Raw genomic sequence first — 11,440 nt, 5'->3', positions numbered from 1 at the left:
AAGCCTTTTCATCATTATGAAAAGGCTTTTTTTATACTCCGGCTTTAAAACAAAATGGCTTGACCATCGTAAAATTTACTATGCATGCATATAATATTTTTACAATTTGATTAACTTTCGGTTACAATTCAAAATTTAAAAATGAGCATTTCAATTACGGGAACAGGAAGTTATATTCCTGATTTAAAAATTTCTAACACAGATTTTAATAACCATAATTTTTTAAATTTAGACGGCACCTCCTTCAAACATAACAACGAAGTTATTATAGAGAAGTTCAAAGCTATTACAGGTATTGAAGAAAGGCGATATGCCCCTAAAGAATACACTACTTCTAACCTAGCTTTTTTCGCAGCGGAAAAGGCTATTGAAAATGCCAATTTAGACAAAGAAACACTAGACTATATTATTGTTGCCCATAATTTTGGAGACCTAAAAGACGGGTATATTCAAGGAGATACTTTACCAAGTTTAGCTACTAGGGTAAAACATCAATTACAGATTAAAAACCCTAAATGTGTTGCTTACGATTTAATCTTTGGCTGCCCAGGTTGGCTAGAAGGCATGATTCAAGCCAACGCATTTATAAAAAGTGGTATTGCCAATAAATGTTTAGTAATAGGTGCAGAGACATTATCCAGAATTGTAGATGATTATGATCGTGATTCTATGATCTATTCAGATGGTGCAGGCGCTACAATTGTAGAGAGATCAAATGATGGCGGTGAAATTATAGCACATGAATCGGCAACTTTCGCCAATGACGAAGCCAACTTTCTTTTCTTTGGAGAAACATACAACAAAGAGGACGAAAAGAAGGCTTACTATATAAAAATGCTTGGAAGAAAAATCTATGAATTTGCCGTTACCAATGTACCCTCTGCCATGGCATCATGCCTAGATAATAGCGGTATTAAAATTGACGAGGTGAAAAAAATATTTATTCACCAAGCAAACGAAAAAATGGATGAAGCCATAGTAAAACGCTTCTATAAAATATATGGTAAAGAAATGCCAGAAGGCATCATGCCAATGAGCATATCAAAGCTAGGCAACAGTTCCGTTGCTACCATACCTACTTTATTTGACCTTGTAAAAGAAGGTAAATTAGAAAATCAGGAAATTAAAAAGGGAGATGTTGTTATCTTTGCTAGTGTTGGCGCCGGAATGAACGTCAATGCAATGGTATACAGAATCTAAACATGTACGAGAACACTTTTCCGAACAAACGCTACAAGCATACATTACAATTTTTACGTAAACACATAAACACCAATGAGTCTATACTAGATTTAGGGGTAGACAATCCGTTTACCAAAATAATGCAACAAGATGGTTACCAAGTAACCAATACTAGCGGAGAAGATTTAGATATTGATTTTAGCGCCATAACGAATACCGATACCGAAGTAATGACTGCATTTGAAATATTTGAGCATTTATTATCACCGCTACCTCTTTTATCAAATTCAAAAGCTAAAAAACTTGTAGCAAGTATTCCATTGAAACTTTGGTTTTCCCCTGCGTACAGAAGTAAAACCGATAAGTGGGATAGACATTATCATGAATTTGAAGATTGGCAGTTTAATTGGTTGTTAGAAAAAGCTGGTTGGGAGATACAAGATTCAATGAAATGGACCAATCCCGTAAAGAAAATAGGCTTTAGACCACTTCTTAGGTTATTTACACCACGGTATTATATTGTTTACGCCACAAGAAAATAAGGGAACGCATCTAAAATGGGTTACTATATAGTTATTCCTATACATAATGAAGAGGCTTTTTTAAAATGCACTCTAGAGTCTATCATACAACAAACACTGCTCCCTAAGCATGTTATTCTTGTTAACGACAACTCTACAGACAACACAGAATCTATAATAGATCAATACTGTTCTAAGAGTACTATGTTTAAAAAGTCTAATTCCACTTCTTCTACACAACACATGCCCGGCAGCAAAGTTATAAATGCCTTCAACAAGGGGTTTAAACTATTAGATGACAAATATGACTTTATCGTAAAACTTGATGCCGATGTAATTTTACCTCCTAATTACTTTGAAGTGATAAGCACTTGTTTTAAAACAAATAACAATTTAGGTATTGCAGGCGGATTTATTTACGAGCAAAATAATGCTGATGAATGGGTTTTAAATCACCCAATGGACAAAGACCATGTTAGAGGAGCAATTAAAGCTTATTCTAAAGCTTGTTTTAAAGCGATAGGTGGATTGAAGAACGCAATGGGATGGGATACAGTAGATGAGCTCTTAGCGAGGTTTTATGGCTTTTCTATACATACCGATGCTAATTTACACGTTAAGCACTTAAGACCTACCGGAAAAGCATATAACGCCAAAGCTAAAAGATTACAAGGGAAAGCAATGTACACTATGCGTTATGGATTCATAATTACCTGTATTGCTTCCTTGAAAATGGCGATGAAAAACAAATCTATCAGGTCTTTTTGGAACAATATACTTGGTTACACACAAGCAAAACAAAATGGTGCGGCTTATCTAGTTACAGAAGAAGAAGGAAAGTTTATAAGAAACCTTCGCTGGACAAACATTAAAAGAAAAATTAAGGCATAAAAAAAGCCATCTGTTAAGATGGCTTTTCTTTTATACTATTAGTCTCTTATTAGAAACCTAATTGTTTTTTAACATCAGCTAAAAGGTCTTTACCTTTCGCTACAATTAAACCACCACCTGCTTGAGCATCGATTACATAATCAAAACCTTGAGCAGCTGCAACTTGTTCTATAGCAGCTTTAGCTTTTTCAGATATAGGAGCGAATAACTCAGCTTGTTTCTTTTGGAATTCTTGTTGAGCTCTTTGTTGAGCCTCACCAATATTCTTCTCGTAACCCTGTAATTCTACTGCTCTTTTTTCGTTCTCCTCTTTAGACTTTGCAGCAGCTTCATTTTGGTATTGCGTATACTTGTTACGCAATTCTGTCATTGAACCTTCAATATCTGCATTGTAAGTCTCTTGTAATTTCTTAAGCTCTGCTTCTGCAGCTTTCATTTCTGGCATTGCAGATAATAATTGAGTAACATCTATATGAGCTACTTTACTTTGGGCATTTACAAAACTTGTCGTTGCTACGAACAACAATAAGGCTACCACAATTTGTTTTACTTGTTTCATGAGTGTAATTTTAATTCAATTTTGAGTGTTAATGTACGGTTGTTAAACCTATTTAAATAGTACCGTTATCATCTTTTTCGGTATCGCTATTTTCTTCTTCTTTATTGTCACTTCTTTCTTTCAACTTCTCTTGCCTTTTGGCTTCGCGCTCCTCTAACAACTTCTTTCTTCTCTCTTCGTACGCTTTCTTTCTTTCTTCTCGTAACTTTAATTGTTCAGCCTTTGCATCAGCTGCACTTTTCTCTCTAGTTTCGGCTGCTTGCGTTGCTTTATCCAATCGCTCTTGCAATGCCTCGCTCACTACTTCTTCCTCTTCACCTTCAAAATCATCTAATCTACTAAAATCATCAGATTTTTTCTTTGGTTTGCTAATTTTTCTTGTTCTAGCAATACCTCTTAAGACCAAATCACTGATATCGTGTCTTTTTTCGGAATACAACATTACAACATCCGCAGATTTATCAAAAATAAAATCATACTTTTTATTCGTGCCAATTTTCTGAACTTCATTGAACACTTGATCTTGTATAGGTTGTATCAACCTTCTTTTCTGCAATACTAAATCTCCTTGTGGACCAAAACGATTTTGTTGATATTCAATCATCTCGCGTTCCAAAATTTGAATTTCTTCCTCTCGTTCAGCTATAAGCTCTGGAGTTAACAGCACTTTCTCTGCCATTAGGTCTTTCTTCATCTGCTCTACGACACTTTGCTTTTGCTCAACTTCAATCTTCCAACGCTGTACCTTAGTTTCCAACTGCTCTGTCGCTTCCCTATACTCATCAACATTCTGTAATATGTACTCCATATCTACATATGCCATTCTCACCCCTCTTTGGGCAAAACCCTGAATAGTCATAAATATGACCGAAACTACTAATAGAACTCTTGTTTTTGTACTCATTGTTAATGTCGTTTAATCCTATAGAAAATATCGTGCCAAAATTACTAAATCTTTTAAAATTAAAGGATTAGCTAAAAGCACGAATATAATAATTCAATGAAAATTAAAACTGTTGACCAATAATGAAGTGAGTTTGCCATCCGCTTGGCCCTTGACCTGCAGACGCTGGATTTAGATCTTCATCAAACCCATAACCAAAATCAATACCCAACAAACCAAATGCTGGCATAAAGATACGAACCCCCACACCGGCCGATCGTTTTAATTCAAACGGATTAAAGTTCTGAAAATTGTTGAAAGAATTACCCCCCTCTAAAAATGCAAGTCCATATATAGACGCAGAAGGCTTCAATGTTAATGGATATCTTAACTCTAATGAGAATTTATTATAAATTAATGCACCGTCTACAGACCCATCATCAGAATAAGGAGTAATAGCTTGTTCATCATAACCTCTAAGCTGAACTACATCTCTACCATCTAAGGTAAAGTTACCCAAACCATCACCACCTACATAGAATCTTTCAAAAGGTACATCACCTACCGCACTATTATAATTCCCTAAAAAGCCAAACTCAGCATTACTACGAAGTACTAATTTATCTACTAAAGTAGTATACCAATCACCTTTGAACTTTACTTTATAATACTCTAACCATCTAAAGCGCTCTTGATCGATATCTTCAAGCTCTGCCTGTTCTGCAGCTGTTCTATTTACAGATGAAATATCTTCTATTTCGTCAGAACGATCTTGTAAAGCTCTATAATCCTTATTACTAAATAAAGACCAAGGAGGAGTAAATTTAGCGGACATTTCAAATGTTGACCCTGACATAGGGAATATTCTACTTGGCCCCTGTGAACTTCTAGAGATACCAAATGTGTACGCTAATGAATTTGCCTTACCATCCCCAAAATTAAATAGACCAATATTATAGTTTCTAAAGTCATATAACTGGTAACTAAGTGAGTGAGATATTGTAAAGAAATCATCTGGCCACTGTACACGTTTTGCCAAACCAGCGGTTATTCCTGTTATAGAAAATTGTTGATCTTTATCAATATCGATATCACCACTACTATCATAAGAAGCTGCAAACTGCTGCGTTCTAGACATACTTAAATTAAAACGTACCGGTTTTTTACCACCTAACCATGGCTCTGCAAAGTTTAAACTATAAACCCTGTAAGTTTGACTTGCTTGCAAACGTAATGCAAAAGTTTGACCGTCACCCATTGGTACAGGCTTATACTTTTCACCATTAAATAAATTCTTAATAGAGAAGTTACTAAACGATAGCCCTAAAGTACCTATGAAGCCACCGCCACCATAACCACCTTGCAGTTCTATTTGGCTAGAACCAGACTCAACCAAGTTCCAAGCTAAATCAACAGTACCCTCATTAGGGTTAGCATTCAATACATCTGGAGTAATTTGTTCCGCGTCAAAAAAGCCAAGTTGACCTAATTCACGGATTGTTCTAATAATATCTGCCTTGTTGTATTTCTGACCAGGTCTTGTACGTAGTTCACGATAGATTACATGATCATTGGTTTTATCGTTACCAGAAACGGTAACGTGATCCAAGAATGTCTCTTTACCTTCTATAATTCTAATTTCAAAATCAATGGTATCGTTAGCAGCAGACATTTCTACTGGATTAATAGTAGAAAACAAATACCCATTGTTTTGATATAAACTAGTTACATCACTTGGGTCTGGCTTAGAATTATCAGCAATTCTTTCACGCAATAATACACCATTATAAGTATCGCCCTTTTGAATACCTAAAACACGATTTAACTGTCGATCCGTATACACTGTATTACCTACGAAGTCAATATCACCAAAATAGTACTTATCACCTTCTTCTACCTTTATCTTTAAATCAATATTATTCTCATCGACCTTGATAATGGAATCTGTTAAGACACGGGCATCACGATAACCATTTTCCGCAAATTTATCTATCAGCAGACCAAGATCTTCTTCATAGTCTTCTTGAATATATTTCGATTTTTTCCAGAAACGACCAAATTTTTTCTTCTTAGTGTTTTTTAAAGCTTTACGTAATTTCTTGTCAGCCAACTGCTCATTCCCTTCAAAAATGATATCACGAATTTTTACTTTATCACCCTTGTTAACATTTACCACCATATTACGGGTGTTAGAGTCAAGCGTATCTTTAGAAGTAGCTATAGTAACATCGGCATTTAAATAGCCTTGCTTTTTGTACTTATTAGTAATGTAGTTTTTAGAATTGGAAATTAGACTCTCAGTAATCTTCTTTCCTTTTTTAAGGTCGGTATCCTTTATAAGACTTTCAATTTTCCCCTTTTTAACACCATAAAACTTAACATTGGTCAATGTTGGGCGCTCAATAATGTTCAATTCCAAGAAAACGGTATTCTCTTCTATATTGGTAATAAAGATATCTATTTCACTAAAAAGTTCTAAGCCCCATAGTTTTTTAATGACTTCACTTATTTGCTCACCAGGTAAAGTAATAGGCTGACCTACTCTTAACCCAGTATACGTTTTTACAGTTTGCTCATTATAACTTTGCAGTCCCGTAACATCTAAACCTCCTAAAATATAGCTTTTACCGTCCTCATAGGAAGCATCCTGTGCGGCGGCAATAAAGGTGATTAAAAATAAAAGGGTAGTTAAAAAGTGGTTCAATGATATGAACCTGGTCATATCTTTAAGTGAGTTGTTCGCTTGTTTTTCCAAATCTTCGTTCTCTGTTCTGGTAGTTTTTTATGGCCTCAACTAAATGATGCTCTCTAAAATCAGGCCAATATACATCAATAAAATATAACTCTGCATATGCTATTTGCCATAATAAAAAATTACTGATACGATGTTCTCCACTAGTACGAATCAGCAAGTCTACGTCTGGCAAATCATGCGTGTAAAGATGGCTATTTATAATTTCTTGGTCAATGTTTTCAATTGAAATTATATTATTTTTAACTTTGGTACTTATCTCTTTTACCATAGATTGCAGCTCTTCACGAGCCCCATAGCTCAAAGCCAAAGTCAACGTCATGCCTGTGTTTTGCTTTGTTTGATCCATAACCTCTACCAGCTCTTTGTAAGCTTTAGAAGGCAATGCATCTATATTACCTATAGTATTTAAACGTACATTATTTTTGTTAAAAGTTTTAAGTTCTTTCTTCAAAGAAGACACCAATAAGCGCATAAGTGTCTGCACTTCTATCTTAGGTCTGTTCCAATTTTCTGTAGAAAAAGTATATAACGTTAGGTATTCAACTTTTAATTGAACACATTGCTCAACAACAATTCTAACAGTTTTTACACCGTGTTCGTGACCAAAAACTCTTAGTTTACCGCGTTCTTTTGCCCACCTACCATTACCGTCCATAATAATAGCAAGGTGCTTTGGAACATTCAGTTTATCAATATCGTTTATATCACTCATCTTAAAAATTACTCAAAACAATCCATACAAGGCTTTCTTCCAAAAGTGTAAGTTAAGGTCAGACCGGAAAATACATACCAGTCATCGCTAAAAATATTACCGAATTGGAATTCTTCAAAGTTAGAACCTTCAGGGTTACTACCATCTAAGTTATCTGTAAAAGTATACCTAGCACCTATTTCGCCCCCAAAAATAAGAAACTGATTGATACGATACTTAAAACCAACAGTCATTGGCACCGCAAAACTTCCTTCTTTTTGATTGATATCTTGCAGAACACCGCCATTAAAATACTGGTAATCATACCTGAAATAGGTAAGACCAGTGTATAAATAGGGCGTAAATGCCGGACCAAGTTTGTGTAAATTATATTCTACGAAATTAAATTCTAAGCCCACGGAGCCTTCTAAAATTGAATTATCCACTACATAACCTCTTTGCTGTCTAGCCGTAGAACTAGATTTACTATCGTCTGCAGTGAATTTACCATAAGTTAAACTACCACGCCACGCATATCTTTTACTTACATTCCATTTGAATAGACCGCCAAAAGCAATATTAGAAGGCAAAAGATAATCTGTTCTACCAACATCACTAATTGTATTGGCACCACCAGCAAAAATACCCACCTCATAAGTCTGCGCTTGCAAACCTGACAGTGAAAAAAGCAATACTAATAACGTTATGTAACGCATAAAATAGATTTTACAATTATTGCAGATATATTATTCCAAACAGAGAATGCAATAATTTTTATGTTCTCAAAAGATAAACAGCGATTAAGGACAATTATTGTTTAAAAGTTGGCTCAATTTCGCCTATCCTCGCCCCAAAGAAGCTTATTTCTTAAGGTCTTTAAAAAACTTTCTGAAGTGTACTCTATCATTTTAACAGTAAATGGTGCTTTACTAATAGCAATCTCCTGACCGTTTTCCAATGATGCTATTCTAGAATCTAAAGAAACCAAATGGTTATCTTCTCTGCCTGACACCTTTAATCTAATTACGGTATCATCTGAAATTACCAAAGGTCTCGCATTTAAATTATGGGGAGCAATTGGGGTCAACACCAAAGATTTAGCGGTAGGCACAATTACAGGACCTCCACAACTTAAAGAATATCCGGTAGAACCTGTTGGGGTAGAAATAATTAATCCATCTGCCCAATAAGAAGTCAAATACTCATCATTTAAATATGTCTCTACCGTAATCATAGAAGTAGTATCTTTTCTACTTACGGTAATTTCATTCAATGCAAAATTCAAATCACCAAATTCCACATCCAATTCTTTTGTATTCAATTGCACCAAGCTACGTTCTACAACAGTATACGCACCTTGCTTAAACTCTTGAACCACTTTTCTAACATCTTCTTTTTTAAAGGTAGAAAGAAAACCAAGCCTACCTGTATTAACCCCTACTATAGGAATACCTAAATCTTTTACAAAAGTAGTTGCTCGTAAAATGGTACCATCACCACCAAAACTAACGAACATATCAAAAGAGGCGTTCAAACCCTCTTCTATAGTAAAAATTGGAAAGGTGTGATTATTTCCTTTAGCTCGGTATAATTCGTAAAAATCTTTTTCAATATGAACTTCTGCAGAAACAGTCTGCAACTCATCTAACAGTTCAATGAGATATTCAATGGCATTATCTTGATAAGTTTGACCGTAAACAGCTACTTTCATATTATACATTAAGATATTTATCTAAGTAATCTGATCTGTTCTTTAAGTCTTCCAAGAATTCATCATCACTGTTGCCAAATATTATGTGGTAATTGTAACGTCTAAAAGTCTGCACCACCTTATTATAGTTATTGGCAGTAATTTTTAAGGTTACCTGTATAACATCATTCTGTGTATCGGTTATAAAACCTCCAAAAAGTTTTGCGTTGTTACTTTCAACGATTTGCGCAATCTCACTAAAAGAATAATCTTTCACACCTTTAGCAACAACCAGAATACTACCGGGATCGGTAAAAAAAGGTGTGTCAATAAATTCCGCAACCACATTGGTAAGGCAATAATAACCCGCTACCTCTTCCTTTTCATTGAGAACAGGAAGCAGATTGGCTTCGTTTCTTGCAAAAACCTCTAAAACATCTAACCAATTGGTATCTCTACGTGCAAAAAAACTTTGAAGCTCATATCTAAACTCCTCAATTTTAGACTCCGGAAGCAACCCATCTGCATCTATCTCAGAGAAAAGTCCAAGAAACTTACCTTCTTCCAGAATAGCGATATGGGAGTAGGTAGTATCATGAAAAAACTCTAAGACTTTTTCAGCAGTATCCTTGATATCGAATACCGGTAAGTTCGTAATGATATGTTCTTGAATATTCATAGACCTTTATATAACGCAAAATAACAATTAATAATATCAAAAGGCGTGCCTTATTTGTATTTTTGATGCTCTTAAAAGGTAAATAAGACATAATGACAAAACTTAGCGTTAACGTAAACAAAATTGCAACTATTAGAAATGCCCGCGGTGGCAATGTTCCAGATTTACTTAAGGTTGCTAAAGACTTAGAAGCTTTTGGAGCACAAGGAATCACAATTCATCCTAGACCAGACGAACGTCATATTAGATACCAAGACGCCAGAGATTTAAAAAATACGGTAACTACAGAATTTAATATTGAAGGCAATCCGGTTCCAAAATTTATTGAATTGGTTCTAGAAGTGAAACCAGAACAAGTAACACTTGTACCAGATTCTGTAGATGCCATTACCTCTAACGCCGGTTGGGATACAATTTCAAATAAAGATATTTTAACCGATGTCATTAATACCTTTAAGGCTGCCGGTATTCGCACTTCAATCTTTGTCGACCCTGATCCAAAAATGATAGACGGCGCAAAAGCTATAGGTACTGATAGGATAGAATTATACACAGAAAGTTACGCTACCGACTACGAGAAAAATAAAGAAGTAGCTATAAAACCATTCATTGAGACCGCTAAACGTGCAAACGAATTAGGCATAGGTATTAATGCCGGTCATGACCTAAGTTTAGATAACATTGAATATTTCGCTAAAAATATTCCTAACTTACTAGAAGTATCTATTGGCCATGCGCTTATAAGTGAAGCATTATACTTAGGCTTTGATAATGTAGTAAACATGTATTTACATAGATTAAAATGAAACAAATATTACATTCGGTAATTTTAGGAGAAGGTAAGCCATTGTGTATTTTACACGGTTTTTTAGGGATGCTGGATAATTGGAAAACGTTGGGCACATTGTATGCAGAAAACGGATTCCGCGTTCACTTAATTGACCAAAGAAATCATGGCAAAAGTTTTCATTCGCCAGATTTCAATTATGATATACTTGCAGATGATTTTCTAAAGTATCTAGCCGCTCATGACATAGAAGATACCGCTTTAATAGGTCATTCAATGGGTGGTAAAACCGCCATGCAATTTGCATGCACCTACCCAGAACGAGTTAATAAATTAATTGTAGCAGACATTGCCCCAAAATACTATCCGCCACATCATCAAGAAATCATAAATGGGTTAAACGCTGTAGATACTACCAATTTAAAATCCAGAAAAGATGCTGATGAACAATTAAAAAAGCATCTTTCTAATCCGGGTATTCGGCAATTTCTATTAAAAAACCTTCAGAGAAATGAAGACAAAAAATTATGCTTTAAATTTAATTTAGAGGTACTGAGCAATAAAATGGAAGAAATTGGCGACAATATCAACAGTACTGATAGTTTTGATGGTCATACCCTATTTCTTAAAGGCGACAAATCTGAATATGTTACCCAAAATGACCTTGATGCTATACACCTTCATTTTCCTAAAGCTACAGTTGAAACTATTGACAATGCCGGTCATTGGCTACATGCCGAAAACCCCACTCAATTCTTTGAAAAATCACTTTATTTTTTAAATAAAGAATAATCATATTTAT

At 34.9% G+C, this 11,440-nt stretch carries 12 protein-coding genes; 5 read left to right on the top strand and 7 right to left on the bottom strand.

Annotation, left to right across the window (positions count from 1 at the left end):
* Window positions 1-141 precede the first annotated feature (141 nt).
* Genes PXD56_RS03845 through PXD56_RS03835 form a run of 3 tightly spaced genes read left to right on the top strand, consistent with a single transcriptional unit; the run spans window position 142 to window position 2,594 of the window.
* On the top strand, window positions 142-1,200 hold the full coding sequence (locus PXD56_RS03845) for a 3-oxoacyl-ACP synthase III family protein (protein WP_276492025.1): 1,059 nt from the start codon (window positions 142-144) through the stop codon (window positions 1,198-1,200).
* Window positions 1,201-1,202: 2 nt separating this feature from the next.
* Window positions 1,203-1,724: a methyltransferase gene (locus PXD56_RS03840; RefSeq protein WP_276492024.1), complete on the top strand. Its 522-nt coding sequence runs from the start codon at window positions 1,203-1,205 to the stop codon at window positions 1,722-1,724.
* A gap of 15 nt (window positions 1,725-1,739) precedes the next feature.
* A complete protein-coding gene (locus PXD56_RS03835; RefSeq protein ID WP_276492023.1) occupies window positions 1,740-2,594 on the top strand; it encodes a glycosyltransferase family A protein in 855 nt (284 codons plus the stop codon).
* Window positions 2,595-2,643: 49 nt separating this feature from the next.
* Here the strand turns inward: PXD56_RS03835 and PXD56_RS03830 are convergent, their stop codons facing one another.
* The 7 genes from PXD56_RS03830 to PXD56_RS03800 form a co-directional block, all read right to left on the bottom strand.
* Window positions 2,644-3,153, bottom strand: a complete 510-nt coding sequence (locus PXD56_RS03830) for an OmpH/Skp family outer membrane protein (RefSeq protein ID WP_036152017.1) — start codon at window positions 3,151-3,153, stop codon at window positions 2,644-2,646.
* Between the two features lie 52 nt (window positions 3,154-3,205).
* Entirely contained in the window at window positions 3,206-4,057 is an 852-nt protein-coding gene (locus PXD56_RS03825) for an OmpH/Skp family outer membrane protein (RefSeq protein ID WP_276492022.1), read from the bottom strand.
* Window positions 4,058-4,160: 103 nt separating this feature from the next.
* Window positions 4,161-6,758, bottom strand: a complete 2,598-nt coding sequence (locus tag PXD56_RS03820; RefSeq protein WP_276492021.1) for a BamA/OMP85 family outer membrane protein — start codon at window positions 6,756-6,758, stop codon at window positions 4,161-4,163.
* 4 nt (window positions 6,759-6,762) lie between these two features.
* Window positions 6,763-7,503, bottom strand: a complete 741-nt coding sequence (locus PXD56_RS03815; protein WP_276492020.1) for an isoprenyl transferase — start codon at window positions 7,501-7,503, stop codon at window positions 6,763-6,765.
* 8 nt (window positions 7,504-7,511) lie between these two features.
* Window positions 7,512-8,198 carry a type IX secretion system protein PorG gene (gene porG, locus PXD56_RS03810; protein ID WP_276492019.1) on the bottom strand — a complete coding sequence of 229 codons (687 nt, stop codon included), beginning with the start codon at window positions 8,196-8,198 and terminating at the stop codon, window positions 7,512-7,514.
* 113 nt (window positions 8,199-8,311) lie between these two features.
* Window positions 8,312-9,193, bottom strand: coding sequence for an NAD kinase (locus PXD56_RS03805; RefSeq protein WP_276492018.1), 882 nt, complete (start codon window positions 9,191-9,193; stop codon window positions 8,312-8,314).
* A gap of 1 nt (window position 9,194) precedes the next feature.
* A complete protein-coding gene (locus PXD56_RS03800) occupies window positions 9,195-9,851 on the bottom strand; it encodes a CBS domain-containing protein (protein ID WP_276492017.1) in 657 nt (218 codons plus the stop codon).
* 92 nt (window positions 9,852-9,943) lie between these two features.
* On the opposite strand from PXD56_RS03800, the gene PXD56_RS03795 reads away from it, so the two are divergent.
* Together PXD56_RS03795 and PXD56_RS03790 are read left to right on the top strand one after the other, a co-directional pair.
* Window positions 9,944-10,657, top strand: coding sequence for a pyridoxine 5'-phosphate synthase (locus PXD56_RS03795; protein ID WP_276492016.1), 714 nt, complete (start codon window positions 9,944-9,946; stop codon window positions 10,655-10,657).
* Window positions 10,654-11,430 carry an alpha/beta fold hydrolase gene (locus PXD56_RS03790; protein WP_276492015.1) on the top strand — a complete coding sequence of 259 codons (777 nt, stop codon included), beginning with the start codon at window positions 10,654-10,656 and terminating at the stop codon, window positions 11,428-11,430. Before PXD56_RS03795 ends, PXD56_RS03790 begins: the two co-directional genes overlap by 4 nt.
* The last annotated feature ends 10 nt before the right edge of the window (window positions 11,431-11,440 follow it).

It is taken from the genome of Maribacter zhoushanensis (assembly GCF_029350975.1).
Taxonomy (GTDB): Bacteria; Bacteroidota; Bacteroidia; order Flavobacteriales; family Flavobacteriaceae; genus Maribacter; species Maribacter zhoushanensis.
The sequence above is the reverse complement of the archived record's forward strand: the minus strand, read 5'-3'. Positions and strand labels throughout refer to the sequence as shown.

Bases quoted from the DNA above. Each gene is read 5' to 3' on its own strand.
- PXD56_RS03845 (WP_276492025.1), top strand. From the start codon at position 142: ATGAGCATTTCAATTACGGGAACAGGAAGTTATATTCCTGATTTAAAA.
- PXD56_RS03840 (WP_276492024.1), top strand. From the start codon at position 1,203: ATGTACGAGAACACTTTTCCGAACAAACGCTACAAGCATACATTACAA.
- PXD56_RS03835 (WP_276492023.1), top strand. From the start codon at position 1,740: ATGGGTTACTATATAGTTATTCCTATACATAATGAAGAGGCTTTTTTA.
- PXD56_RS03830 (WP_036152017.1), bottom strand. From the start codon at position 3,153: ATGAAACAAGTAAAACAAATTGTGGTAGCCTTATTGTTGTTCGTAGCA.
- PXD56_RS03825 (WP_276492022.1), bottom strand. From the start codon at position 4,057: ATGAGTACAAAAACAAGAGTTCTATTAGTAGTTTCGGTCATATTTATG.
- PXD56_RS03820 (WP_276492021.1), bottom strand. From the start codon at position 6,758: ATGACCAGGTTCATATCATTGAACCACTTTTTAACTACCCTTTTATTT.
- PXD56_RS03815 (WP_276492020.1), bottom strand. From the start codon at position 7,503: ATGAGTGATATAAACGATATTGATAAACTGAATGTTCCAAAGCACCTT.
- porG (WP_276492019.1), bottom strand. From the start codon at position 8,198: ATGCGTTACATAACGTTATTAGTATTGCTTTTTTCACTGTCAGGTTTG.
- PXD56_RS03805 (WP_276492018.1), bottom strand. From the start codon at position 9,193: ATGAAAGTAGCTGTTTACGGTCAAACTTATCAAGATAATGCCATTGAA.
- PXD56_RS03800 (WP_276492017.1), bottom strand. From the start codon at position 9,851: ATGAATATTCAAGAACATATCATTACGAACTTACCGGTATTCGATATC.
- PXD56_RS03795 (WP_276492016.1), top strand. From the start codon at position 9,944: ATGACAAAACTTAGCGTTAACGTAAACAAAATTGCAACTATTAGAAAT.
- PXD56_RS03790 (WP_276492015.1), top strand. From the start codon at position 10,654: ATGAAACAAATATTACATTCGGTAATTTTAGGAGAAGGTAAGCCATTG.